The sequence below is a fragment of the Mesorhizobium sp. LNJC391B00 genome (assembly GCF_000502535.1).
In the GTDB taxonomy this organism is placed as follows: Bacteria; Pseudomonadota; Alphaproteobacteria; order Rhizobiales; family Rhizobiaceae; genus Mesorhizobium.
Window position 1 is genome coordinate 188935 of the sequence record NZ_AYWI01000009.1, and the last position, 24805, is coordinate 213739.

The 24805-nt window shown below is 63.2% G+C and carries 28 protein-coding genes; 15 read left to right on the forward strand and 13 right to left on the reverse strand.

All coding sequences use genetic code 11. The features are described 5' to 3' along the window. Positions 1–182: 182 nt before the first annotated feature. Positions 183–608 carry a DUF3775 domain-containing protein gene (locus X750_RS143280; RefSeq protein ID WP_023683751.1) on the reverse strand — a complete coding sequence of 142 codons (426 nt, stop codon included), beginning with the start codon at positions 606–608 and terminating at the stop codon, positions 183–185. A 227-nt stretch (positions 609–835) separates the two neighbouring features. Between X750_RS143280 and X750_RS143275 the strand changes: the two genes are divergently transcribed. Together X750_RS143275 and greA are read left to right on the forward strand one after the other, a co-directional pair. Continuing rightward, positions 836–1372 carry a tetratricopeptide repeat protein gene (locus X750_RS143275; protein WP_023748180.1) on the forward strand — a complete coding sequence of 179 codons (537 nt, stop codon included), beginning with the start codon at positions 836–838 and terminating at the stop codon, positions 1370–1372. 288 nt (positions 1373–1660) lie between these two features. Then, positions 1661–2134, forward strand: coding sequence for a transcription elongation factor GreA (greA, locus tag X750_RS143270; RefSeq protein ID WP_023683753.1), 474 nt, complete (start codon positions 1661–1663; stop codon positions 2132–2134). A 23-nt stretch (positions 2135–2157) separates the two neighbouring features. On the opposite strand, the gene waaC is transcribed toward greA, so the two are convergent. From waaC to rfaD, 3 genes are read right to left on the reverse strand one after another with little or no spacing between them, the layout of a single operon-like run. Further along, a complete protein-coding gene (waaC, locus tag X750_RS143265) occupies positions 2158–3132 on the reverse strand; it encodes a lipopolysaccharide heptosyltransferase I (protein WP_023683754.1) in 975 nt (324 codons plus the stop codon). Further along, positions 3129–4136: a lipopolysaccharide heptosyltransferase II gene (waaF, locus tag X750_RS143260; RefSeq protein WP_023695762.1), complete on the reverse strand. Its 1008-nt coding sequence runs from the start codon at positions 4134–4136 to the stop codon at positions 3129–3131. The genes waaC and waaF overlap by 4 nt, the downstream gene beginning before the upstream one ends. After that, positions 4109–5059 (reverse strand): ADP-glyceromanno-heptose 6-epimerase, encoded by a 951-nt coding sequence (gene rfaD / locus X750_RS143255; RefSeq protein ID WP_023748181.1) that lies wholly within the window; start codon positions 5057–5059, stop codon positions 4109–4111. Before rfaD ends, waaF begins: the two co-directional genes overlap by 28 nt. A 134-nt stretch (positions 5060–5193) precedes the next feature. Between rfaD and X750_RS143250 the strand changes: the two genes are divergently transcribed. The 4 genes from X750_RS143250 to X750_RS143235 all read left to right on the forward strand — a co-directional run bounded on the left by X750_RS143250 (position 5194) and on the right by X750_RS143235 (position 8661). Next, complete coding sequence (locus tag X750_RS143250; RefSeq protein WP_023671977.1) at positions 5194–5826, forward strand: LysE family translocator; 633 nt, start codon at positions 5194–5196, stop codon at positions 5824–5826. Between the two features lie 124 nt (positions 5827–5950). Next, complete coding sequence (gene rfaE1, locus X750_RS143245; protein WP_023748182.1) at positions 5951–7441, forward strand: D-glycero-beta-D-manno-heptose-7-phosphate kinase; 1491 nt, start codon at positions 5951–5953, stop codon at positions 7439–7441. 7 nt (positions 7442–7448) lie between these two features. Next, on the forward strand, positions 7449–8021 hold the full coding sequence (locus X750_RS143240) for an SIS domain-containing protein (protein WP_023748183.1): 573 nt from the start codon (positions 7449–7451) through the stop codon (positions 8019–8021). Continuing rightward, positions 8014–8661: an HAD family hydrolase gene (locus X750_RS143235; protein ID WP_023748184.1), complete on the forward strand. Its 648-nt coding sequence runs from the start codon at positions 8014–8016 to the stop codon at positions 8659–8661. Before X750_RS143240 ends, X750_RS143235 begins: the two co-directional genes overlap by 8 nt. Positions 8662–8666: 5 nt before the next feature. On the opposite strand, the gene X750_RS143230 is transcribed toward X750_RS143235, so the two are convergent. Beyond that, a complete protein-coding gene (locus X750_RS143230) occupies positions 8667–9146 on the reverse strand; it encodes an Lrp/AsnC family transcriptional regulator (RefSeq protein ID WP_023705869.1) in 480 nt (159 codons plus the stop codon). Between the two features lie 256 nt (positions 9147–9402). Between X750_RS143230 and trxB the strand changes: the two genes are divergently transcribed. Both trxB and X750_RS143220 read left to right on the forward strand, forming a co-directional pair. Beyond that, positions 9403–10377, forward strand: a complete 975-nt coding sequence (gene trxB, locus X750_RS143225; RefSeq protein WP_023705868.1) for a thioredoxin-disulfide reductase — start codon at positions 9403–9405, stop codon at positions 10375–10377. Positions 10378–10457: 80 nt separating this feature from the next. Next, positions 10458–11354 carry a LysR family transcriptional regulator gene (locus X750_RS143220; protein WP_023671970.1) on the forward strand — a complete coding sequence of 299 codons (897 nt, stop codon included), beginning with the start codon at positions 10458–10460 and terminating at the stop codon, positions 11352–11354. A gap of 22 nt (positions 11355–11376) precedes the next feature. Here the strand turns inward: X750_RS143220 and X750_RS143215 are convergent, their stop codons facing one another. The 3 genes from X750_RS143215 to X750_RS143205 all read right to left on the reverse strand — a co-directional run bounded on the left by X750_RS143215 (position 11377) and on the right by X750_RS143205 (position 15753). Continuing rightward, on the reverse strand, positions 11377–11874 hold the full coding sequence (locus X750_RS143215; protein ID WP_023705867.1) for an isoprenylcysteine carboxylmethyltransferase family protein: 498 nt from the start codon (positions 11872–11874) through the stop codon (positions 11377–11379). Positions 11875–12599: 725 nt separating this feature from the next. Further along, complete coding sequence (locus X750_RS143210; RefSeq protein ID WP_023748185.1) at positions 12600–14651, reverse strand: elongation factor G; 2052 nt, start codon at positions 14649–14651, stop codon at positions 12600–12602. Between the two features lie 244 nt (positions 14652–14895). Beyond that, positions 14896–15753, reverse strand: a complete 858-nt coding sequence (locus tag X750_RS143205) for an alpha/beta fold hydrolase (RefSeq protein ID WP_023748186.1) — start codon at positions 15751–15753, stop codon at positions 14896–14898. Positions 15754–15900: 147 nt separating this feature from the next. Between X750_RS143205 and X750_RS143200 the strand changes: the two genes are divergently transcribed. Then, a complete protein-coding gene (locus X750_RS143200; RefSeq protein WP_023748187.1) occupies positions 15901–16452 on the forward strand; it encodes an isoprenylcysteine carboxylmethyltransferase family protein in 552 nt (183 codons plus the stop codon). 48 nt (positions 16453–16500) lie between these two features. After that, entirely contained in the window at positions 16501–16896 is a 396-nt protein-coding gene (locus X750_RS143195; protein ID WP_023748188.1) for a cupin domain-containing protein, read from the forward strand. Positions 16897–16955: 59 nt separating this feature from the next. On the opposite strand, the gene X750_RS143190 is transcribed toward X750_RS143195, so the two are convergent. Next, complete coding sequence (locus X750_RS143190; RefSeq protein WP_023683765.1) at positions 16956–18158, reverse strand: pyridoxal phosphate-dependent aminotransferase; 1203 nt, start codon at positions 18156–18158, stop codon at positions 16956–16958. A 274-nt stretch (positions 18159–18432) separates the two neighbouring features. Here X750_RS143190 and X750_RS143185 point away from each other — a divergent pair, with 274 nt between their 5' ends. Together X750_RS143185 and X750_RS143180 are read left to right on the forward strand one after the other, a co-directional pair. Further along, complete coding sequence (locus X750_RS143185) at positions 18433–19332, forward strand: EAL domain-containing protein (RefSeq protein ID WP_023671963.1); 900 nt, start codon at positions 18433–18435, stop codon at positions 19330–19332. Continuing rightward, a complete protein-coding gene (locus X750_RS143180; RefSeq protein ID WP_023671962.1) occupies positions 19329–20189 on the forward strand; it encodes an EAL domain-containing protein in 861 nt (286 codons plus the stop codon). The genes X750_RS143185 and X750_RS143180 overlap by 4 nt, the downstream gene beginning before the upstream one ends. A gap of 101 nt (positions 20190–20290) precedes the next feature. Here X750_RS143180 and X750_RS143175 read toward each other — a convergent pair whose 3' ends face one another. Then, complete coding sequence (locus X750_RS143175; protein WP_023748189.1) at positions 20291–20491, reverse strand: hypothetical protein; 201 nt, start codon at positions 20489–20491, stop codon at positions 20291–20293. Positions 20492–20724: 233 nt separating this feature from the next. Then, on the reverse strand, positions 20725–20937 hold the full coding sequence (locus X750_RS143170) for a cold-shock protein (RefSeq protein WP_015316174.1): 213 nt from the start codon (positions 20935–20937) through the stop codon (positions 20725–20727). A gap of 298 nt (positions 20938–21235) precedes the next feature. Between X750_RS143170 and X750_RS143165 the strand changes: the two genes are divergently transcribed. Beyond that, positions 21236–21562 carry a hypothetical protein gene (locus X750_RS143165; protein WP_023748190.1) on the forward strand — a complete coding sequence of 109 codons (327 nt, stop codon included), beginning with the start codon at positions 21236–21238 and terminating at the stop codon, positions 21560–21562. 163 nt (positions 21563–21725) lie between these two features. On the opposite strand, the gene X750_RS143160 is transcribed toward X750_RS143165, so the two are convergent. Continuing rightward, positions 21726–22307 carry a methylated-DNA--[protein]-cysteine S-methyltransferase gene (locus tag X750_RS143160; protein WP_023671959.1) on the reverse strand — a complete coding sequence of 194 codons (582 nt, stop codon included), beginning with the start codon at positions 22305–22307 and terminating at the stop codon, positions 21726–21728. A 177-nt stretch (positions 22308–22484) separates the two neighbouring features. Here X750_RS143160 and X750_RS143155 point away from each other — a divergent pair, with 177 nt between their 5' ends. Further along, a complete protein-coding gene (locus X750_RS143155) occupies positions 22485–23414 on the forward strand; it encodes a lytic transglycosylase domain-containing protein (RefSeq protein ID WP_023748191.1) in 930 nt (309 codons plus the stop codon). 5 nt (positions 23415–23419) lie between these two features. Then, on the forward strand, positions 23420–23908 hold the full coding sequence (locus X750_RS143150) for a GNAT family N-acetyltransferase (protein ID WP_023705860.1): 489 nt from the start codon (positions 23420–23422) through the stop codon (positions 23906–23908). 287 nt (positions 23909–24195) lie between these two features. On the opposite strand, the gene X750_RS143145 is transcribed toward X750_RS143150, so the two are convergent. Beyond that, on the reverse strand, positions 24196–24534 hold the full coding sequence (locus X750_RS143145) for a hypothetical protein (RefSeq protein ID WP_023744331.1): 339 nt from the start codon (positions 24532–24534) through the stop codon (positions 24196–24198). Positions 24535–24805: the final 271 nt, after the last annotated feature.

Here is a 24805-nt window from a genome sequence, read left to right on the forward strand (position 1 = left end):
TGTGACAGCGGCGTGTAATGCTTCTTGCGCTGTTTGGCGTCGGCTTGCGTCAGCAGCAGAGCCGTGACGACCATGACTAGTGCAACCCTGCATGTTCGGGAAAGTACAACAGACCCCATCGTCCTCAACGGCGCGAACGCCCGGAGGTTGCCTGCGGCCCATCACGAACGGTAACGACGTCGTTACGCGCCAATCGCTTCCAGCCCTTCTTCCAGCCAGTCGGCCAAAAGCGGCATGCCGAGCAGGTATTTCGCCGTGCGCTTGTTGGCGCGGTCGCGCGCGGCGGCAACCGCATCGGACCATTCCGCTGCGTCATAGTCGCCGCGGCCGACCCAGGCCAGCGCGATCAACTCGGCCGCTTCGTCGACGTTGAGGTCGTTGATCAGCTCGCGCAGCTCTTCCTCGGTGAGGTCTTCCGCGCTTTCCTCCGCCAGACCGTCATGGTGGTGATTGGCATGTGATTCACCATCGAGCTCGACCTCATGCTCGGCACCGTCGGCATAGTCTTCGTTGACGGCAGCACTCAGTCCCTTTGCCTTGAGAATGAACAGGCGCACGGTGTCCGGGCCGATAGATAGCTCCCATTCCCGCTCACGGCGCTGTTGCACTCTCGGGGTACCCCCGCTGATCTTCCCGAATGATAGCTGATTTGCAGCGCGCGTCACGTCATGTTCTGATCCCTGGCTCCCGCCTTGACGGAATTCAGGTTAGGCACGGCCGCACAAATAGTTTCGGCGGCTGCGGGTTTCCGGGATGAAAAGTCTGCATCCCGGCGTTAGCTTTTCATTATCGTCATTTTCCCTCAAGATCGTCATTATCCCTCAAGGAGGCTTCGATGCATAAAAGAGTGTTGATCCAGGCGGCTGCGGCGGTTGTCGCGCTGCAGTTCTTTGCGGTTCCGGTGTTTGCGGCCGGCGGCGGTGGCGGTGGTACCGAGACCACCACCCAGTGCAAGAAGGGGCAGGTCTGGGACAAGAAAAAGCAGAAATGCGTCGCGCCGAAGTACGGCATGCTGGACGACGACAACATCTACGATGCTGGTCACGACCTGGCCATGGCCGGGCGTTATGATGAGGCAATCGCCGTACTCAGCCTTGCCGCCAACAAGCAGGATCCGCGCATCCTCAACTATCTCGGCTATTCGCATCGCCATTCCGGCCGTGTCACCGTCGGCCTCGGCTATTACGAGGAAGCGCTCCGCATCAACCCGGATTACACGCTGGTGCGCGAATATCTCGGCGAGGCCCATCTGCAGATCGGCGATCTGGTCGGCGCCCAGGCGCAGCTGGCCGAGATCGAGAAGCGGACGGGCAAAGATTCGCGCGAATACGGCATGCTGGCCGAACAGATCTACCATTTCATGAGAAGCTGACCCCACCCCAACGGCTTCTCTGGGCCGGCTGCGAGCAATCGCAGCCGGTTTTTGTTGTCGCAACTGCAACACGCTGCACATGCCGTGACGGCAATTGCGCAAGTCGGCTCATGATTTTTCAAAAAGCCTGCTTTTTCAGCGTGAAAAACGCGCGAGGATCGCTATATTGGGGAAAATTGCGGTGAAACGGTTCCGTTAGCCCGAGGCTGCCGGACCCGTTTTCTTTTTATACCCATCGACAAGGCTTTCCCCGAAATGCGGGGGTGGCGGCAGGAAAGGTCAGGCATCATGAACAAGGTCCCGATGACAGGCGAGGGGTTCGCGTCATTGAAGGAAGAACTGCGCTGGCGCCAGCAGCAAGAGCGGCCGCGTATCATCGAGGCGATCTCCGAAGCGCGCTCGCATGGCGACCTGTCCGAAAATGCCGAATATCATGCCGCCAAAGAGGCGCAGAGCCTCAATGAGGGCCGTGTCAACGAACTGGAAGACTATATTGCTCGGGCCGAGGTGATCGACGTCACCAAGCTTAGCGGCGACAAGGTCAAGTTCGGCGCCACGGTGGTGCTGGTCGACGAGGACACCGAGGAAAAGAAGACCTACCAGATTGTCGGCGACCAGGAAGCGGATGTGAAATCGGGCCGTATTTCGATCTCCTCGCCGATCGCGCGCGCGCTGATCGGCAAGGAAGTCGGCGACGCCATCGAGGTCAACGCCCCCGGCGGCGCCAGGGGTTATGAGATCGTCCAGGTGCAATTTATCTAGCACCTCAGAATTGCTGGAAGGTCCTATGCCGAAGCTTGGAGCTTAAGGGCTAATAGCTTTTCTGCTTCCGGCACCACCTGTGCCGGCATGAGGCGCTCCCCCGCTGCGGCCAGCAACGTTGAGGCATATTGCCCGCGCGGGCCGGTCAAACCCGGCTCGGTCGCCAGGAACACCGCGACCGTCGGCAGGCCGAAGGCGCTGGCGAGGTGGGTCAGACCGGTGTCGGCGCCGATAACCAGCGTCGAGCGGCCAAGGATCGCGGCAATGTCTGCCAGCGGCGATCTCGGCACCACGATCGTTGACGGCACGGCTTTCGAGATCGCCTTGGCCACCGCCTTCTCACGCTCGTTCGACCAGGTGGTGACCGGCGTCATTCCGCTACCAACCAGCAGGCGAGCCGTTTCGATCCAGTCTTCGGCGGGCCATTTCTTGTCCTCGCGGCTGGTGCCGTGCAGCAGGAAGGCCGTCTTGCCGTCAATGCCGGCCAGGCCGCCGGGAGGCGGCACAATCCCGGATGCGAGCGCCGAAAGATCGGGCTCGTAGCCGAGCGCCAGCCCGAACAGCCGGCGCGTGCGTTCGATGGCGTGCAGGTTGCGCGGCACGGCGTATTTGCGCTGGTAAAACAACGTTGCCGAGGGCTCCCGCGCGCTTGCGCGGTCGAAACCTGCGATTGGTGCCGCTGCCTGTTTCGCAACCAGGGCCGATTTCAGCAGCCCCTGCGCATCGATGACGAGGTCGTACTCGCCTGCTTGCAGAGCGCGGCGCAAGCTTGTCGCCTCCCGCCATGTGCCGGCGTTGAACAGATGCTTGCGCCAGCGCCGGATGGCGACGGTATGGATCTTTGCTATCGCCGGATGCAGCGCGACGATGCCGGCAAAGGCCTCTTCGACGCACCAGTCGAAGGCGATATCGGGGCGCTTGCGGCGTGCATCTTCGACGGCGGGGAAGGTGTGGATGACGTCGCCCATCGAGGAGGTCTTGACGATCAACACCTTCATGCGGCGGCCGGGAGTTCCAGCAACCTGTCCGCCGCCGCTGCCACTCGGGCAACGTCCAGCGTCTTCAGGCAGTTGAGGTGGCCGAGCGGACAGACCTTCCGGTGGCAGGGCGAACAGGACAGATGCAACCAGATCAGTTCGCGCTGTTCAGCCAACGGCGGCGTGTTTTCCGGCGAGGTCGAACCGTAGACGGCAACGACCGGCGTGCCGACGGCGGCCGCGACATGCATCAGCCCGCTGTCGTTGGACACCGCCAGCCTGGCCGCGGCGATCAGGTCGATGGCGTCCTCCAGCCGTGTCTTTCCTGCCAGATCGACGACACCGGGCGCGAGTGCTGCGATCTCGGCGGTGACGTCGCGATCGTTCTTCGAGCCGAACAACGCGACCTTGAATCCTTTCGCCATCATCTCTCCGGCGAGGCCGGCATAGCTTTCGCTAGGCCAGCGTTTGGCCGGACCGAATTCGGCGCCGGGCATCATGGCGACGAATTTTCCCGGCTGCACTGCGAAGCGAGCGAGCAGATCTTTCTGATTGCCGGCGTCGACGGTGAGCCGCGGCGGCCGGAAATGTCCGCCTTGGGCGAGGCCAAAATAGGCCTGCGCGGTGCGCCGTTTGACGGCATCGGGCAGCGGCACGATGTCGGTCAGCAGGCCGTAGCGCATTTCCCGGAGATTGCCGAAGCGGCGGGGGATGCGGGCAAAGAACGGGATCAGCGCCGATTTCCAGCTGCCCGGCAGGACGTAGGCCATGTCGTAGCGGCCGCGCAGCAGGCGGCCGAAGCGGCGGCGAATGGTGAATTCGAGCGCGCCCGGTTGCAGCGGGAAATCGATCTGCTGGCGAATCTCGGGCATGCGCTTGACCAGCGGGGCCGCCCAGGCCGGGGCCAGCACGTCGATGGCGGCGTTGGGATGGACGTCCTTCAGCGCTGAAAACAGGCACTGCGCCATGACCATATCGCCCACCCAGCGTGGGCCGATCACGAGGATCGTTGGGCTTTCAGCCATTCGACATAGTCTCTGACGCCGGTTTCCACGCTGCGGAATTGCCCATTATAGCCGGCTGCGCGCAAGCGGGACATATCAGCCTGGGTAAAACTCTGGTAGCTGCCCTTGAGGTGATCGGGGAATTCGATGAACTCGATCTCGCCCTGGCCCAGCGTATCGATCACGGTCTCGGCAATGGCGCGGAACGGCTGGGCGCGGCCGGTGCCGCAGTTGAAGATGCCGCTCGAGCCGCGCTTCCACAGCCACAGATTGACGTCGGCGACATCGCCGACGTGAATGAAGTCGCGGCTTTGTTCGCCGGGGCCGAAGCCGTCATGGGCGCCGAACAGCTTTGGGTTTTCGCCGCGCCCGACCTGATTGAACAGATGGAAGGCGACCGAGGCCATGGCGCCCTTGTGCGCCTCGCGCGGGCCATAGACGTTGAAGTAGCGCAGGCCCGCGACCTGCGAATGATCGGTGTCGAACACGGTGCGCCTGACATAGTCGTCGAATAGTTTCTTCGAATAGGCGTAGACGTTGAGCGGCCGCTCAAGTGCGGGATCCTCGCGAAACTCCGAACCGCCGCCGTAGACGGAAGCCGAGGAGGCATAGAGGAACGGTATGCGCAGCGAAAGACAGCCATGCAGCAAGCGCTTTGAGAAGGCGTAGTTCACGTCCATCATGAACTTGCCGTTCCATTCCGTGGTGGTCGAGCAGGCGCCCTGGTGGAAGACGGCCTCGACGCGGCCTAGGTCGCCGGCTTCCAAGGTGGCCAAGAATTCGTCCTTGTCGCGATAGTCGGCTATCTGCAAATCGGCCAGGTTGGCGATCTTGTGGCCGTCGGTGAGGTCGTCGACGACGAGGATGTCATCATGGCCTTCGGCATTGAGTGCGGCGACGATGTTGGAGCCGATCATGCCGGCCCCGCCCGTGACGATGATCATGAAGGCCTCTGGTTGCTTGCGATTCCGGTCCTTATAAGGGAGGCCAAGCGTACTGTCGATGAAGCACCACGACGCCACAGCGAGACCGCGAAGCGGCCCGCTTTATTCGAGGCCCGCAAGCTAGGGGACAAAAAATGCCGTCGACCGAACTGCTCATTGCGTTTTTCGCCACCACGGCGATCTTTGCCTATATTCCAGGACCGGCGATGCTCTATGCCGCCGCGCAGACCATGGCGCGCGGGCGCTGGTCGGGGCTGACGGCGGCACTTGGCATCCATCTTGGCGGTTATTTCCATGTCTTTGCGGCTGCCGCCGGGCTGTCGGTGCTCTTCCATGCGGTGCCGCCGCTCTACATGGCGGTCAAGCTCATCGGCGCGCTCTATCTGATCTGGCTTGGCGTGTCCTTGTTCCGCAAGCGCGGGGACGGTGACACGGCGCTGCCGGCGATCGAGCGCAAATCGGCGCGCCGGGCATTTTTCGAGAGCATCACCGTCGAAGTGCTCAATCCGAAGACGGCGATCTTCTTCATGGCGTTCCTGCCACAGTTCATCGATGCCTCGGCGGGTTTCCCGGTGTGGCTGCAATTCGTCGTGCTGGGCACCATCGTCAATTTAATGTTCTCTTCGGCAGATATTGTCTGCGTGTTGCTGGCAGGCATGGTGATCGCCCGGCTGAAGCGCTCCAGCCGTGCGCAGCGCATCATGCAGAGGGCGGGCGGGGCGGTGCTGGTCGGACTGGGCGTCCACGTCGCGTTGCAGAAGAGCTGACGGCCGCCCTGACGTTGCGCTGCGCGGATTTGCGGTATATCGGCTTCGCCATGAACGATCCGGCCCGTAAATTGACAATTTTCAGCGTGATTGAGGTCGGCCTTTCCCTCGCATTGCCAGTGACATGATCAAGCACAATCCGCCTTCGCCCGAACCTTTGCACCGCGCCATTGCCCGCTTTGGCGACGTTGCCGTGCTGGTGGTCGGCGACTTCATCCTCGACCGTTTCGTCAACGGCGTCATCGAGCGCATCTCGCCGGAAGCGCCGATCCCGGTGCTGCACGGGCGCGGCGAGACCTCGACGATGGGCGGCGCAGGCAACGTTGTCGCCAACATCGTCTCGCTGGGTGCCAGCGCTATTCCCATATCGGTGATCGGCACCGATGTGGCCGGCGACAATCTGGTGCGCATGCTGCGCGAACTCGGCGCCGATACGGCTGATATGGCGCAGGAGCGCGGTCGCATGACGTCGTCGAAGAGCCGCTTCAGCGCGCTCAATCAGCAGGTGCTGCGCTTCGATGAGGAAGAGATCAAGCCGCTCGACGACAAGGAACGGGCGGACCTGGTCCGGCATTTTCGCGCCGCACTCACGCGCGCCGACATCGTCATTTTGTCCGACTATGGCAAGGGCATCTTGCTCGACGGCGTCGCCGCCGACCTGATCGCCATCTGCCGCGAGGCGGGAAAACCGGTGCTGGTCGATCCCAAGGGCCGCGACTATGCGCGCTATGCCGGCGCGACCGCCATCACGCCCAACCGCAAGGAGCTTGGCGAAGCTGTCGGTCGCCCGGTTTTCGCCGACGACGAGATCGTCGCGGCGGCACGCCAGCTGATTTCGGCACATGGCTTCGACTTCGTCGTCGCCACCCGCAGCGAAAAGGGCATGAGCGTCGTCGGCGCGGATGAGGCGCGCCACATCGCCACCCAGGCGCGCGAAGTGTTCGACGTTTCGGGCGCCGGCGATACGGTCATCGCGAGCTTCGCGCTGGCTCTGGCCGCGGGCGCCGATCGCATCATGGCCGCCTCCATCGCCAATGCCGCCGGCGGTGTGGTGGTGGGCAAACGCGGCACCGCGCGGCTGACCGTGGAGGAACTCACCGGCGCGCTGTTCCGCTCGCACGGCCCCACCGCCCACAAGGACGCCATCCTCGATGCCGCATCGGCCGCGCGCATGGTGGCGGCTTGGAAGGACGAGGGCCTGAGCGTCGGCTTCACCAATGGCTGCTTCGATATATTGCATGCCGGCCATGTCAGTCTTCTCCACGCGGCGCGCAGCCAGTGCGACCGGCTGGTGCTCGGCCTCAACAGCGATGCCTCGGTGCGTCGGCTGAAAGGCGCCGGGCGCCCGGTCAACGATCAGCATGATCGTGCCTGCGTGCTCGCCGCCCTGGCCTCGGTCGATGCGGTCGTGGTGTTCGAAGAGGATACGCCGCTGGCGCTGATCGAGGCGCTTCTGCCCGACATTCTGGTCAAGGGCGCCGACTACACGGTCGAAACCGTTGTCGGCGCCGATGTGGTGCAGAAGGCGGGCGGGCGCGTCGTCCTGGTCGACCTTGTCGCCGGCAAGAGCACCACCGGCACGATCGGCAAATTGCGCGCCGGTACTACAAACTGAGGAATTCATGTCGGGACTGAACGATTACCTTGTCCGCTCGGCGGCCGCCATCACCGCCACGGTTGAGCGCGACCTGACCAGCGAGATGGAACGCGCCGTGAGCGCTGTGGTATCGGCGCTCTCGTCGGGCAAGGCGCTGCTGGTCTGCGGCAATGGCGGCTCGGCCAGCGACGCCATCCATATCGCCACCGAACTGGTCGGCCGCTTTCTTAAGGAGCGCAAGGCCTACAATGTCATTGCGCTGCCGGCCAACGCCGGGATGCTGACCGCCTGGGGCAACGACTACGGCTTCGACACGGTGTTTTCGCGCCAGGTCGAGGCGCATGGCGCGCCCGGCGGCGTGCTGCTTGCCATCTCGACCAGCGGCAATTCGCCGAGCATTCTGGCTGCCGCCGAACAGGCTCGGATGATGGGCATGACGGTGGTCAGCCTCACCGGCGACAGCGGTGGCAAACTCAAGCCGCTCACCGACATACTGCTCAACGTGCCCTCGACCTCGACGCCGATCATCCAGCAGGGACATCTCTGCCTCTACCACTATCTCTGCGAGGTGGTGGAAGACCGTCTGTCGAATGGCTGACACCGGGGCCTACGGTCCATACCCGCTGGCTGCGCCCGGCCTGTGGGTCGAGCGAGTCGGTTCGCGGGTGTTTCCAGCCAACGCGCCGGCGCTGTTCCTCGACCGCGACGGCACCATCAATGTCGATACGGGTTATCCCGACGATCCCGCCAAAATGGCGCTGCGCGACGGCATCGTGCCGGTCATCGCGGCGGCCAACCGGGGCAACATCCCGGTGGTCATCGTCACCAACCAGTCCGGCATCGCGCGCGGCTATTTCGGCTGGAAGGAATTTGCCGCGGTCAACGGCCGGGTTCTCAAGCTGCTTGCCGCCGGCGATGCCTTCGTCGACATGGTTCTGGCCTGCGCCTACCACGAGGCGGGCAGCGGGCCACTGGCGGTCGCCGACCATCCAATGCGCAAGCCCAATCCGGGCATGCTGCTACAGGCCCGGCAGCGCCTCGGCCTCGATCTCAAACGCTCGCTGATCGTCGGCGACAATCCCGCGGATATGCAGGCCGGACAACGTGCCGGCCTGCCGCGCGGCTGGCTGGTGGATGGCGAGGGAAGTAATGAGCCGGGCTTCGAGGTTCTGCCGCTGCGCAACCCCGATGATCTGGTATGGCTTTTGGGGGCTATCGAGTCGCTCGCCCGAATCTAGGACGATCATGGGGCGCTGAACGCCACCAGCCCTTCGTCCTTGACGCGGCGGATGGTCAGCGCGGTGCGCACCGTGTCGACATTCGGCGCCGAAGCCAGTTCTTCGATGACGAAGGTCTGGAAGGTGCCGAGATCACTCGCCACGCAATGCAGCAGGAAGTCGGATTCGCCCGAGACCATCCAGGCGTCGCGCACGATCGGCCAGCCGCGAGTGCGCTCGGCGAAGGTTTTGAGTTCCGCGTCGGCCTGGTGATGCAGGCCGATCAGGCAGAAGGCGACGACATCCATGCCGAGCGCCGGCGCGTTGAGCAAGGCGCGATAGCCTCTGATGATGCCGCTTTCCTCCAGCCGCCGGACACGGCGCAGGCAGGGCGGGGCGGAAATGCCGACACGGCTCGACAGTTCGACATTGGTCATGCGCCCGTCGGCCTGAAGCTCGCGCAGAATCTTCCAGTCGATGGCGTCGAGGTCGGCTTTCAGGGGCATGGCGGTCTCGGCTTAGCGCAAGAATCTTTCGCGCTCTCGTCCTTAAACGACTTTTGTGTCGATGCCAGCCCTTTGGTCGGGCGATTTCGCAACCGTAACGAAAGCGGCCATTGCGCGAATATGCCTGTAGGCCGAAGCTTTCCGGGGACGACTGCCTGATCGTCTTGCTGGTGTGGTTGGCAACCCTTACATTACCAGCAACATTTCACGTCGTTTTCCAAGGCACACTCGATTGTCTGCCCCGCAGAGGCTTTAGATGACCACCAAGCACGCGCCTGTCCTTATCATCGGTTCCGGCCCGGCCGGCTATACCGCCGCAGTATACGCCGCGCGCGCCATGCTCAAGCCGATGCTCGTAGCAGGCTTGCAGCAGGGCGGGCAGCTGATGATCACCACCGATGTCGAAAACTATCCGGGCTTCGCCGATCCGATCCAGGGCCCGTGGCTGATGGAGCAGATGCTGAAGCAGGCCGAGCATGTCGGCACCGATATCATCAACGACATCATCACCGAGGTTGACCTCAATGTGCGGCCGTTCCGCGCCACGGGCGATTCCGGCACCACCTACACGGCCGACGCGCTGATCATTGCCACCGGCGCGCAGGCGAAATGGCTGGGCATCCCCACCGAACAGACCTTCATGGGCTTCGGCGTGTCGGCCTGCGCCACCTGCGATGGTTTTTTCTATCGCGGCAAGGATGTCGCTGTCATCGGCGGCGGCAATTCGGCGGTGGAGGAGGCGCTCTATCTCTCCAATCTGGCGAAGAGCGTGACCGTCATCCACCGGCGCAACGATTTCCGCGCCGAGCGCATCCTGCGTGAGCGGCTGTTGAAAAAGGACAATGTCCGAGTCATCTGGGACACGATCGTCGACGAGATCACCGGCCGGCCCGGCAAGACGCCGCTGCCGCCTTCGGTCGAAGGGCTGAAGCTCAGAAATGCGGTGACCGGTGAGGTCACCCACCTCCAGGTGGACGGCGTCTTCGTGGCGATCGGCCATGCGCCGGCGGTGGAATTGTTTGTCGGCAAGCTGAAGCAGAAGCCGAACGGCTATCTGTGGACGGCGCCGAATTCGACCCGCACGGACGTTCCCGGCGTGTTCGCCGCCGGTGACGTGACCGACGATATCTACCGTCAGGCGGTGACCGCCGCCGGGCTCGGCTGCATGGCCGCGCTCGAGGCGGAAAAATACCTGGCCGGCATCGAGGTGCACCGCGAAGCGGCGGAATAATATCTATCAAGACGGCGTCGCAAGCCGTTCAAAAGCCTGATTTTTCATTCAGACGCCAAGAACAGAACGAGGGGAATTCAATGGCGTTGGACTGGGACAAGCTTCGCGTGTTTCACGCAGCGGCGGAGGCTGGGTCGTTTACCCATGCCGCCGAGACTTTGCACCTGTCGCAATCGGCGATTTCACGCCAGGTCAGCGCGCTCGAGCATGACGTCGGGGTGCCGCTTTTCAATCGCCATGCCCGCGGCCTGGTGCTGACCGAGCAGGGCGAAATGCTGTTCCGCACGGCGCATGACGTGCTGATGAAGCTGGAGACCATCAAGTCGAAGCTGACCGAGGCAAAGGACCGGCCCTCCGGCGTGCTGAGGGTAACGACCACCGTCGGGCTCGGCGCCGGCTGGCTGACCGAGCGGGTGCAGGAATTCATCGAGCTCTATCCGGAAATCAGCCTGCAGCTGATCCTGGCCAATGAGGAACTCGACCTCACCATGCGTCAGGCCGACTGCGCGATACGGCTGCGCCAGCCGCAGCAGCCCGACCTTATCCAGCGCCGCCTGTTCACCGTGCATTTCCACCTCTATGCCTCGCCGTCCTATGTCGGCAAGCACGGCAAGCCGACCTCGGTCGCCGATCTGAAGAACCATCGCATTGTCACTTTCGGTGTGCCGGTGCCGTCGCATCTGTCGGAGCTGAACTGGCTGGAAACGATCGGCGATTTCGACGGTGGGCAAAGGGTGCCGACGCTGCAGATCAACGACATCTTGTCGATCAAGCGCGCCGTGCAGGGCGGCGCCGGCATCGCCATGCTGCCCGACTACGTGATCTCCAAGGAATCGGATCTGGTGCAGCTTTTGCCGGAGACCGAGGTGCCGTCCTTCGACACCTATTTCGCCTATCCCGATGCAATGAAGAACCAGGCCAAGCTGCACGTCTTCCGCGACTTCATCATCGCCAAAGCGCGCAGCTGGTCATTTTAAACATGGCCTTGGGAGGTGCTGGTCACCTCCGCCAAGGCGTCAGCCGTGGCAGCCAGCCGGGAACATTGCGGCGGTAGGTCTCGTATTCGCCACCGTAGCGGCGGGCGAGAGTCGGCTCCTCATAGAACCTGACGAAAGAGCCCATGACGATCGCGCCGATGGCGGCATAGGCAGCGACGCTCCAGCTTGAAAACAGCAACGCCTGGCCGAGGATGATCGACAGCACGGCGACGTACATCGGGTTGCGGACATGGCGGTAGACGCCGCCGATCACCAGTCTCTCGGTGGGTGCTACAGGCGCCGGCGTGCCCAGGCCTTCGAGCGCGAAGCGGGCAAAGGAATGGACGAGCAGGGCGATGGCCGCGACGATCAGGAGGGAGCCAGCCGGCAAGAAGCCGGGCACCGTCGACAGCGGCAGACGGTAGCGGTCCGTCAGCAGCCAGGGCACCAGCCGGGCGACGACACAAGGTGCGGCGATGAAGAAGACCGCGCTGCCGGCGATCGCCTGAGGTGTCCGCATGTCAGGTCTCCCTTCTTCCGGCCGACCCTTCCCATCCCGCTGCCGCAAAAATAAACGCCTGCTGCCCGATTCAACGTCATTCGGCTTTTTGCCCGCGAGCGCGAGAATCAGCCCGACTTGCGGTTCTGCGAAGGCAACAGCACGGTCGCGCTATTCATTTGGCAACTTTTCGTGGTCCTATGGCCCCTAGACACGGGTTAGACCACAGCCTGTACCTTTTTGCATGCGTGTGTTGCAAAATAGATGCTTGTTTCTTGGGCATGAACAGCACATATATAGATCATCTCCTGGGCGCGTTCTCCTCCCATTAGCGCCCTCGAGTGTTCCCCTCTGGAGGTTAGCCTTAACAGGCACTTCCAATCAAACTCAGCCGGATCTTCATTGATCCGGCTTTTTTGTTTCCGGGCCTGCCGTAGCCAGCGAAAAATCGAGCAAAATCGCCGCGTAACAGTGACATGTAACCTCAGGTAACATGCCGCAGGCGCGATTCATCGTTTAAGCAGATCATAGGACGCGGTGTGGTTCGACCGGGAGATGGGGGCATCACTCGGAAGATCCGGGCTCAGGCGGCTACCGCGTCCGAACCTATTCGTCTGCCAGTGCCGTATGGCGCGGCGGATACGTGCGGCGGACCTGCCGTTTTCCTCCCAAGAAGACGGTCCGCAATAAGAGCGGCGTCCGGATCATCCGGGCGCCGTTTTTTGTGCGGATCATCCTTCGGCCTGTCAGGCAGCCTTGCCGTTGGCGTTCATCGCCTCGTCGGCCAACCGTCCGGTCAGCTCGGCCATGTGATCGAAGGCGCAACGATAGCTGGCGACGCCGGAGGTCGCCGAGCGCAGTTCGACGATCAGGTCGCCGATCTCGGCCTGCGGCATGGTCGCCTCCACGACATCCCATCCCGGCCAGTCAGGCCGCGCGTCGTAGCCAAGGATCTGACCGCGCCGTTGCGGGATCAGCGCAATGATCTTCGAAGTGGCTTCGGACGGCGTGACGATCTCGACCTTCATGACCGGCTCGAGCAGCACCGGCGAGCAGGCCGCCATGCCTTCCTTCATGGCCAGCTTGGCCGCCATCTGGAAAGCCATGTCGGAGGAATCGACGGCGTGGTAGGAGCCGTCGGAGAGGTTGACGGCGACATCGACGACAGGGAAGCCGAGCGGGCCGGATTTCAGATAATCGCGCACGCCGGTTTCGACCGACTGGATGTAGGTCTTGGGCACGACGCCGCCGGTGATGGTGTCCGAGAACTGAAAGCCGGAGCCGCGCGGCAGCGGCTTGATCTCGATCACCACATCGCCGAACTGGCCATGGCCGCCGGACTGCTTCTTGTGGCGGCCGCGCTGCTGGACCGTCTTTCGGATCGTCTCGCGATAGGGGACGGCAGGCGCATGGCCTTCGACCGGAATCTGATTCTTGCCTTCCAGCCGCTCGCGCACGACCCGCAGATGCATCTCGCCATGGCCGGACAGCACGGTCTCGGCCGAGTCCTGGTTGTGGCGCAAGGTGAGCGAGGGATCTTCCTCGGCCAGGCGCTGGATGGCCGCCGACATTTTGACCTCGTCCTTGCGCTCCTTCGGCCGCAGGGCAAAGGCAAAGACCGGCTGCGGCGGCGTCAGCGTGACCAGCGGCTTGATACCGCCCTTCGTGGAGCTCAACGTCTGGCCGGTCTTGACCTCGTCCAGCTTGCCCAACGCCACCGTGTCGCCGGCCTTGGCAGCGGTGAGCTTGGATTGGTCCTTGCCGAGCATCTTGTAGATGCCGGAGACCTTCGCCGTCTCGCCATTCGACAAATAGAGTTCGGCTGCATCGGCGATCTGGCCGGAGAGTACGCGCGACACGGACAGCTTGCCGCCATGCGCGGTGTGGATGGTCTTCATCACCTGGACCACGGTGTGATTGCCGTCGGGGACGCCGAGCCGTTTGCGCGTCGCCTCGACATCCGGTGCGTCATGGCGGATCGCCTTCAAAAGGCGCAGCACGCCGTTGCCTTTTTCGGCGGTGCCGATCAGCACCGGCGTTATGGCGCCGGCGCGCAGGTCGGCGGACAGATCGTCGAAGACCGCGTCTTTCGGCGGCTCGATCTCCTCCAGCAACTGCTCCATCAACTGGTCGTCATGGTCGGCAAGCGTCTCCAGCATGGAGAAGCGAGCCTCCAGTTCGCGCGCCTTGTCGTCAGTTGGAATTTCGGCAACCTGGCTTTCGGCATATTCGCGGTAGATGTAGGCGCGCTCCAGCGCCAGGTCGATCGAACCGATCACCACATTGTCCTTGCGCAGCGGAATCTGGCGCAGCAACAGCGGCGCCGCGCTCGTCGGCTGCAGCATCTTCAGCGTATCGCGTACGCCGGCGATTGCCTTGTCGACCTTGTTGAGGAACAGGATGCGCGGCACGCCGAGATCGTCGAGCTTGCGCATGATGAGCTGCAAGGCTGGGATCTTCTTCTCGTCGGCCTCGGCGACGACCACCGCGAGATCGCAGGCTGCCAGCACCGGCTCGGCCTCGAAGGAGAATTCGATCGATCCGGGACAGTCGACGAAGGTAATCTGCTCCCCCATGAATTCGGTGGTGGCAAAGGTCGCCTCGACGCTCATGGCGTGCGCCCGCGCTTCGGGCGAATGATCGGAAACGGTGCTTCCCGATGAAACGGGATTTTGGCGGGGGATGGCGCCCGTACGGGCGAGGATGGCTTCGAGAAGTGTCGTCTTACCGCTTGCAAAGGGACCGACTATGGCAGTGCATTTCGGTCCCGTGCGTCGTCCTCCGGCGCGAGTACCCATGGCTGACCTCCACTCAGGCGTTGCCCTTGGAGTGCGATCAGCAAAAGTGGAAACGGTTTTGCGCCGATCGCACCCTGTCGTGAGCGGCGGCCGGCCTGTTCGACCGTCGCGGGCGGGGTTGTTTTCATTTAGCCACCTGCCCAACCCATCGTCCCACGGGTTAGCCGGCAGGGCAAGGAAAATAGAAATCGCGCCGCCGCCAGACGGACGGAGCGAGAGCCGGGGTCAGAACCGCCGGTAGATTTCAGCGGGCCTGGGTGCGGCGCGCCGGCCTGGCTGCGCTTTGCTTCACCACCGTCTCGGCGTAGCGCGACAACAGCGGGTTAAACAGGTCTGGGCGTTCCCAGAACGGTGCATGGCCGGCGCCTGATATGACATGGCATTGTTCCCACAGCGAGCCATAGGCCACCGTCTCGAAGTAACTCAGCCGCACCAGCGGATCATGCTCGCCATTGATCACCGCAACCGGGAACGGGGCGTGCTCGACCACCTGTTTCTGGTCGGCGCCCTTGCCGGCAAACATGCTGCGCGCCACGCCGGCGCGAAGCCTGCCGTCGGTGCGCCTTATGGCTTCGCGGAAAGACGGACTGGCGGTATCGCCGAAGCAAAGCGCCTCGAAGCGCTCGATGTCGCGTTCGGAGTAGACCTTCTTGGAGGCCAGCAGCATGTCCCAGTTTGCGTGAAAGCCGCGCAGCATACCGAACGGCCCCCTCGACACCGGCGGCGCTCCGGTCAGCACCAGGCCGTTCACCGCATGGTGGAAGCTGGCAAGTTCGACCGCCACATGGCCGCCGAGCGACCAGCCGAAGATGATGGCGTGGCCGATGCCCAAAGCGTCGAGAAGCCGGGCTGTGGTCTGGGCAAGGCCGGTAATCGTATAGGCGGTCGCCGGGTCGCGGGCATCGGAGGACTCGCCGTGGCCGGGAAGGTCGAAGGCGATCAGCCGATGGGCGTCGGCAAGCGGGCTATCGAACTGACGGGCAAACACGGCGCGCGAACTGCCCGAGCCATGGATCATGACGATGGGCATGCCGGACCCAGACGACTGGCTGAGGCGCAAGTCGGCCTGCGGCGTGCGGATGGTGCGGTGAGTGATGCTCATGCTGGATTAGACCTTGAGATTTGCCTGACCGCCAACATCGCATCGCTGGCTCTATATGTTCTTTAAACATGTGGTTAAGAAAGGATTTCTAAAGAGATAGCCGGCACGATCGCTGGCTCCATGGCAATCACGCGCGGAATCCCGACAATGGAATCAGTCCTCGATCTTCTTGTCTCGATCTGCAGCATCGCGATGCTTGGCCAATATGTCTGGTCGATGCGGGCGCATTTCCAATCGCAGGCGATGTCGCCAGGCGCCATGGTGATTTCGGCGGCGGTCATCGCCACGGCGCTGTTCTTTCTCGCCATCCTTTGGATCCAATCGCAGCCGGGTTCGGCAAAGATCACCGGACTTGCCGTCGAACTGGCGAGCTCTGCCCTGTTCTGGTGGGCGATCGTGACGTCGCGCAAGGTGCGGCTGCGCTTCGTCTTCGCACCCGACGATCCGCACAGCCTGCTGACCCACGGCCCCTACGGCCATGTCCGCCACCCCTTCTATACGTCCTACATCGTCTTCTGGATCGGCTGGGGGATCGCGACCTGGTCGATCTGGGCGGTGGCGCCGGTCGCCGGGATCGCTATCCTCTATGTGTTTGCGGCACTGGACGAAGAGAAGAAATTTTCGCGCACGCCGCTGGCCGGAGCCTACGCGGACTATCGCGTACGTGCCGGCCTGTTCTGGCCCCGGCTGGGGTGGTAGCCGGCACCGGAGCAGGGTAGCTTCTGCCAAACTTAGGGATCACCAGAGATGAAGATCATTGCCTGCGGCAGCGTGCCGACCATCATCGCACCGGAGAAGTATTTCACCGGCCGCGTGTTGCAGACGCCCATCATCGAGAAGGAAGCGCCGGCCCGGCTCAGAGCCACGCTGGTCAGCTTCGAGCCCGGTGCGCGCACCCACTGGCACACGCATCCGCTGGGGCAGACGCTTTATGTCACTGCGGGGGCCGGCCTTGCGCAGACATGGGGCGGGCCGATCCAGCAGATCAAGGCGGGCGACGTGATCTCGTTCGAGCCCGGCGAGAAGCACTGGCACGGCGCGGGTCCAAAGACGACAATGACCCACGTCGCCATGCAGGAAGCGCTGGACGGCGTCCATGCCGATTGGATGGAAGCGGTCACCAGCGAGCAGTATGGCGGCTGAGGTCTGCTCCTGACAAAAACCCGGCTCGAAGCCGGGTTTCATGTCTCGGTGCCGCCAGTTCAGGTCAGCGATGCCGTGAACCGCTGGATGCGGGTGCAGGCTTCCTCCAGCAGCGTCTCCGACGTGGCGTAGGAGATCCGGAAGTTGGGGCCGAGGCCGAAGGCCGAGCCGAACACCACTGCGACACCCTCGCCTTCGAGCAATTCGGAGCAGAAAGTCTCGTCGGTGTCGATTATCTTGCCGGCTTTGGTCTTCTTGCCAATCAGCTGGGCACAGGACGGGTAGACATAGAAGGCGCCTTCCGGCGACGGGCAGGTTATGCCGCGCGCCTGGTTGAGCATCGACACGACGAGGTCGCGACGGCCCTGAAAGATCGCCTTGTTCCTGGCGACGAAATCCTGCGGGCCGTTGAGCGCCTCGACCGAGGCCCATTGCGCGATGGTGCAGGCGCCCGAGGTCTGCTGGCCCTGGATCATGTCCATCGCCTTGATCAGCTGGACGGGACCCGCGGCATAGCCGATGCGCCAGCCGGTCATGGCGTAGGCTTTCGAGACGCCGTTCATGGTCAGCGTGCGCTCGTAGAGTTTCGGCTCGACCTCGGCGATCGTCCTGAAGACGAAGTCGCCATAGGTCAGGTGCTCGTACATGTCGTCGGTCAGTGTCCAGACATGCGGATGCTTCAAGAGCACGTCGGCCAGCGCGCGCAGCTCGGCTTCCGTGTATGCGGCGCCGGACGGGTTCGACGGCGAGTTCATCAACAGCCATTTGGTCTTCGGCGTGATCGCCTTTTCCAGCACGGCGGGAGTGAGCTTGAAACCATTGTCGATCGAAGTATCGGCGAACACCGAGGTGCCGCCGCAGATCGCCACCATTTCGGGATAGCTGACCCAATAGGGGCGGGGGATGATGACCTCGTCGCCTGGGTTCAGCGTCGCCATGAAGGCGTTGAACAGGATCTGCTTGCCGCCGGTGCCGACAATGGTCTGCTCGGGCTTGTAGTCGAGATTGTTCTCGCGCTTGAATTTTTTCGCGATCGCCTCGCGCAGCGGCGCGATGCCCGAAACCGGCGGGTATTTGGTCTCGCCGCGGCGGATCGCCTCGATCGCCGCATTCTTGATGTTGTCGGGCGTGTCGAAATCCGGTTCGCCAGCGCCGAGGCCGATAATGTCGCGGCCGGCATTTTTCAGCTCGCGGGCTTTCTGCGTCACCGCGATGGTGGCGGAAGGCTTTACGCGGGCAAGGGCGTCGGCAAGAAAGGCCATGACCAGATATCTCCAGAGGGGTCGGCGCAACCGCAAACAGCTGCGGCGCTTCTCATGTCGCATCGACCCGGCAAGTGCAAGCATTGTCGGATGAGCCAGGGCTCAAGGACCTGTGAAGATGCCTTTTTGGAGCGCGTGCATGACGGTTTCACTCTGCGTTGCGGGCTCTGCAATCGACGCCTATCCCCAGCAAGACTAAATTCATCAACGGCCGCTAAAACCTTTGACGGCAGGATCGCCAGCCATTTCGCCTGTCTCGCGGAGCGAGGGACCCTTGTCGCGCAGCACCGGGCTTGCCCACATCATCCGTCACGATGACGGCACCGTTTCAGGTGTCTGGGGTCCCTACACGCTGCAGAGCGCCTTTCAGCCGATCTTCGCCTTCAAGGAGAGCAAGCTCTCGATCGCAGCGTTCGAGGGGCTGATCCGGCCGTTTCGTGACGGCGAGCCGCAATCGCCAATGAACTTCTTCCGCACCTGTCCGGCCGGCGACCGCCTGCACATCGAGGCGCTGACGCGCACGCTGCATTTGCTCAACGCCGGCGCCTGCCTGCCGCAAGAAGCTTCGATCTTCGTCAATTTCGATCCGTCGGTGTTTACCGAGCGCTCCATCGCCGATAACGCGCTGCGCGACATGCGGCTGGTGCTGCACGAAGCCGGGATCGATCCGCGCCGCATCGTGTGCGAGGTGACCGAGCAGAAGTCGGCGTCGCAGGAAACGCTCTACAGCTTTGTCGAGGCGCTGCGGGCCAATGGCTTTCGCATTGCCGTCGACGATTACGGCGCCGATGAATCCGACATCAACCGCATCAAGGAGCTCAAGCCCGACATCGTCAAATTCGATGCGCACTGGATCACGCAGCTCATGGAATCCGGCGCCGGCTTTGCCCTGCTGACTGCCATGGTGACGAACTTCGAACTACAGGGCATCCGGACGGTGTTCGAAGGCATCGAGGAAGGCTGGCAGCTTGAATTGGCCGAGAAATCCGGCGCATCGATGGTGCAGGGCTTCGTGCTGGCGAAGCCGGAACTGGCGCCGACCAGCTTTCGCGCTTTCGGCAAGGATGGGCAGCCGTCTGTCGCGGCGGCCGAGCCTGGCAAGACGCCTGCCGGCCCGACTGCAGCGCCTCCGGCGCGGCCGGGCAGGGTGTTCGGGCGCAGGACCGGGCCATGACCGGGCAGCGCGAGAGGCGTCGCGATATCGGCGAAGCGATCTTTGCCGACGAGGTCGGCATCGAATACGGCGTCTACGGCACGTTCCGGCTGAAGAGCGCCTACCAGCCGATCTTTGCGCCACGCGGCGGCGCGTTGGCCGCGGTTGCAGTCGAGGCGCTGATCGAACCGCAGCGCGCTTCCATGCCGGTTGCACCCGCCATGTTCTTCGACAGTGTTGCGCCGGGCGACCGCCTGTTTGTCGAGACGATGTGCCGGATGCTGCATCTGAAAAACTTCCGCAACATCGGCGTCGACGGGCTCGGCCTGTTCTTCAATTACAACCCGATGATCAACGATCATCTCGGGCGGGCGCTGGCCGAGATCCGGCTGATGACGCGGCATCTCGGCGATCTCGACCTGCATGCCGCCATGCTGGTCTGCGAGATCACCGAACAGGCGGCCGACGATAATGTGCTGGCCCCGCTGGTGCGCGAGATGCGGCGCCACGGCATCCGCATCGCCATCGACGATTTCGGCACCGGCCACTCGACCGCGGAGCGGATGAGCCTGCTTCAACCGGATATTGTGAAGATCGACGGCGGCTGGTTCGCCGAATTCTGCCGCCACGCTGCCGCCGAGCGCTTCTTCCGGCCGCTCGTCTCGTCGCTGCACGATCGCGGCGCCAAGGTGCTGGTGGAAGGCATCGAGCAATCCGTGCATCTGCGCGTCGCGCTGGATGGCGGCGTCGACCTGCTACAGGGGTTCCATCTCGGCCGCCCGGCGCTGGCCGGCACGATCTTCAACCGGGAGCCGCTGTCGATCGAGGCGCTGCTTGGCGCCGACAACAAGGTGGTGCCGCTGCATCTGCGGCGCTGATTTTGTCCTCACGCTTGCCGCCGCTTCGCGGCTCGTTCCGGACGGGACGCCAACGGGCGCGATGCCCGGTTGGGCTTGCGGCCTTCGGCCGTAGCGCGCATTCAAAGAGGGCGAACTCGGCCCGCGTGAAGTTCAGCCAAAGCCTGCTCGGCAAACTTATCCAGCCGGCCAGCCTTGGCGTCCGCCTCGATCTGCATATCCCACACCTCTGCCTGATACGCTGCGAACCATTTGGCAAAGGCCTTTAGTTCTGTGGTGTTCAGGGCTGCGATGGATCTTTCAATCTGTTCGAGCTTGGTCATGGGGCGAAACTAATAGCATGGCCATCGTCCAATTCCAGACAAACAAAAAGGCGGGATAAATCCCGCCTTCCCATTTTCGGTAGCCTGATCGGAGCTTTAAGTCCGGGCCGGCAGCTATCTGCTGATCCAGCTTGTCGGGTCTTTCCGCTCCAGCGCGCTTCTCGCGCGACCGTCAGTACATCCGTGACTTGCCGCGCGCCCCGAACTCTCGTCCGGCGCGCGCTATCGCAAAATCAGGCTGCCTTGCTCAGAGAACCAGCGGACGACTTGCCTGTGCGGCGGTCCTGCTCGATCTCGAAGTTGATTTTCTGGCCTTCGACCAGGGTCGACAGTCCAGCGCGCTCGACAGCGGAGATGTGAACGAAAACGTCCGCACCGCCCGAATCAGGCTGAATGAAGCCGAAGCCCTTGGTGGCATTGAACCACTTGACCGTACCAGTTGCCATATGAATAGTCCTCGCATTTGCTTTGGTTTGACCGAACCGAGGTTCAGCCGGTTTGTATCGAGATTTTGGAGATAGACGTCAGCAAACGCGAAGATCGCGAGGCCCGGATCGATCGGCCGAAATATCAATGGAGCTGATATAGGCGGGTTTCGCACCAAAAACAAGATGGCTCGAAAAATGGCGTTGCGGTGGCGCCGCCCAAAGGCCGCCCCAATCGCATGAAAGCGTCGAGCAATCGGGAAGACCGGGACGCCCGACGGCGTTAGTCCGGTTTTGGGAGACTGTCATGAAAACGGTTGTGAAAACCATTCTGCTTGCCGCCTGCCTGACGCTGGCGGCCGCCGAGGCGCAGGCAATTTCGCGCTACGACCCCACTCGTATGAGCTGCGACACGGTGCAAGGCACGATCGCCCGCCAGGGCGCGGTCATCCTGCGCTATCAGTCCAGGCGCGTGCCGGGGCTGCCGCTCTTCGACCGCTATGTGCAGAGCCAGCAATTCTGCAATGTCGGCGAGGTCAGGAAGCGCGCCTATGTACCGAGCGCCGATACCGAATCCTGCCCGGTCTATCTCTGCAAGCGGATCGAGAACGACCATTTTCACCGCCGCTTCCTGCGCCGTCATTAGGGCATATTGATATTCGGGTGAGGCCGGCCTGCGAACGATGGTCTTCTGCGCTTCCGGCGCCCACGTACATTAAGTACGCTCCGCTCCGGTTCTCGAAGACCATAGTTCTCGGTGCGGCCTGACCTGAATCTCAACATACCCAGCCGGCATACCATTCAAGCTCTTAGAACCCGAACGAGACCTGCGCCGCCGGCGGCGGGCCGACGCGCACGCCTTCCATGGCCAGCATCTTTTCCTTGGTGGCCGAGCCGCCGGGCGCCGAGAAGCCGCCGATCTTGCCGCCCGCGGCTAGAATCCGATGGCAGGGGATGACCAGCGGCACCGGGTTGGCGCCCAGCGCTGCCCCGGTTTCGCGCGGCAGGCCGGCTTGGCCAGCGCGCTTGGCCAGTTCGCCATACGTGGTGGTTTCGCCGTAATGCAGTTTCCGCGCCGCGTCGTAGATGGCGAGACGGAAGTCGTCGACGCCGTCGAGATCGACCGGCACGCCGGAGAAATCGACGTCCTCGCCTGACGCATACGCCTTGATCGAGGCGATCAGCTCGACCACCCATTGCGGCTGCCCAATGTTCGCAGTGGTATTGGCGGCAACACCGGCATGCCGCATCAGCCGGCGCTCCACCGCTTCGCGGCTCCTTTCGGGCAGGCAGAGCCGGATCAGGCCCTTTTCGCTCCAGGCGATGCCCATGAAGCCGATCACTGTTTCTAACACTGCGTGGCCGGCTGTGATCGAAGATGCCGTTTCCATGATGCGCTCCTTTCCGCAAAGCGGCGAAAACCGGGATGCCAACCGGTACATATGCAGAACAATATGGCATCTGATCCCGGCTCTCGCCACCCGAAAACCACCAGATGGTCCCGATTGCCCACCAGGAATCGCTGGTGTAAGGACTTCTTAACAACCGACAAATCGGACCCGCGCGGCTTGCCAGCAAAATTCAACCTTTTCGCGATCTCTGTGATCGTCGGCGCAGCTGCCCTCAGCGGCTGCCAATCGACCTCGCAGATGAAGGCCACGCCTGCGCTGACCGAAACCGCGACCGCTGCCGGCAGCGATGCCGGCTTTACCGTGCCGCTGCCCGATACGGTTTCGGTGCTGCCGCAATCCTCGGGCATAACACCCGTCCAGGCGGCCGAAGCGGCGCCGGCCACGCCAGCGCTCGATGCCGCTGCGCAGCCGGTTGCCGCGACCGCGGCCTTTGCCGGCGCGACGCCCACGGCCCCGGCCGTGCCTGCGGTGATGGCCGCCAATGCTTGGCAGGCGCCTGCGCCCGCCAACGCCGGACAGCCGGTCGCGGCGCAATATACGACCGCCAGCCTTGTCATGCCGGCGACCGCCAAGGGCGGCCAGAACGCCATGCCCGGCGTGCAGCAGGTAGCCTATGTCGTGCCGCAGAACCCGGCTTCCTTGGGCCTGTTCCCCGCCGCGCCGCTCGGTCTCCCGGAAGAAGAGCATGCGACCGGCATGCGCGGCGACGTCGACCGGCTGATCCAGAAATACGCCGCTCTCTACGAGGTGCCGGTCGATCTGGTGCGCCACGTCGTCAACCGCGAAAGCACCTACAATCCGAAGGCTTACAATAACGGCCATTGGGGCCTGATGCAGATCAAGCACGCGACGGCGCGCGGCATGGGCTATGACGGGCCGGCCAAGGGCTTGTTCGACGCCGAAACCAATCTGAAATACGCGGTCAAATATCTGCGTGGCGCCTGGCTGGTGGCGGGTGGCAACGCCAAGAAGGCCGATTGGCTCTACCAGACCGGCTATTATTTCGACGCCAAGCGCAAAGGCCTGCTCGAGGCCACCGGCCTCGGTGTCGACCGCAAGCGCCGCCGGCTGCAGCCCGACGCCTGAGCGCGATGCCTGAACCGCGCCCGCCGGCTCCAAACGACATCCGGCTGCGCAAGATCCTCGACGAGACGCTCGTTGCGCCGCACTGGCCGGACGGCTTTGCCATGCGCTGCTTCGAACATGGTGACGCGCAGCCCCTGCACGCGCTTTTGACCGAGGTGTTCGACGACGGCACCGACGGCCCGTTCGACGAATGGTGGCCGCGCATATCCAGCGATGCCGAATTCGACCCGGCGCTGTGTTTCCTGGTCATCGACGCCAAGGGACGGCTGGCGGCGGCAGCGCTGTGCTGGACGAGGGCCTTCGTCAAGGACCTCGCGGTCCATCCCGGAGCGCGCGGCAAAGGAATTGGCGAAGCGCTGATGTGGCAGGCCTTCAACGCCTTTCGCGATCGAGGCGCGGCCCATGTCGACCTCAAGACCAACACGGTCGAGAACGCCGCCGCGCTCCGGCTCTACGAGCGGCTGGGAATGATGCCTGTCGCCTGGGAAGGGTAAGGGCTTTTTTCTTGCCGCAATTCCCTGGGGAAAACGCTACGCGCTTTTCCCGGGAAAACCGGTTCCCACCTTTCCTGGAATTGCTCGAGCGCTGTTGAAAACCTCCGGATTGTGAACTGCTTCACATTGGCCGCCGCAACCGGATGCTACCTCACCATCCATGCCTTTCGACCGATGGCGGATCGACGACTGGCAGATGTGGAGGGGCTGCACCGGCATGTGTTCAGCCGCTCCTTGGCGGGTCCCAGGCGGGGGTTTGGGGCCCGCCAGTCGTTTTACGGTCGCCCTCAGATATCGGGCGCATTGCCGATCTTCTTTTTGAGCTCAATCGCCCAGGCGCGGCCCTCGTCGCCGCCCCACAACAGCCAGGCGATATGGCCGGCCGAAGGATTGTCTTCATTGCCGTAATTCTTGCCGCGCTTGTCGACCTCGTGGCGGGCGAAGTAGCTGACCATGCGGCGGATGGTGGATGGCGCCAGCTTTTCGCGGTTCTTGAGTTCCGTCCCCCGCGCGACGCCGATCTCGGTGCCGCCACGGCCGAACTGCTTGCGCAGCCTCAACCCCTTGGCGGCATTGTCGGCCACCACTTGCGGGCAGCGCAGATCGATCTCTTCATCCTCTTGCATGTGTCTCCCCAGCTCCGGAAGCCTAGCCTGCGGACCCAATGCGGGAAAAGCAACCGGTTCCCAATGCCGCGCCGTCCATCAGGACCAGGATCCGCGCGCCATCGGCGCGTGCGAGATCCTGTGGAACCTTATGGATGTCACGCCTGAGGTCGGCCGAACTGGACCGAACAGCTGCAATATGGCGAGGCGTGCTGTCCTGAGGTTTGTCCGCCAGGGGCTCGGGACGGCTCTTCGGCAGATGGTCGCTGACGAATAGTTCTCCGGACGCAAC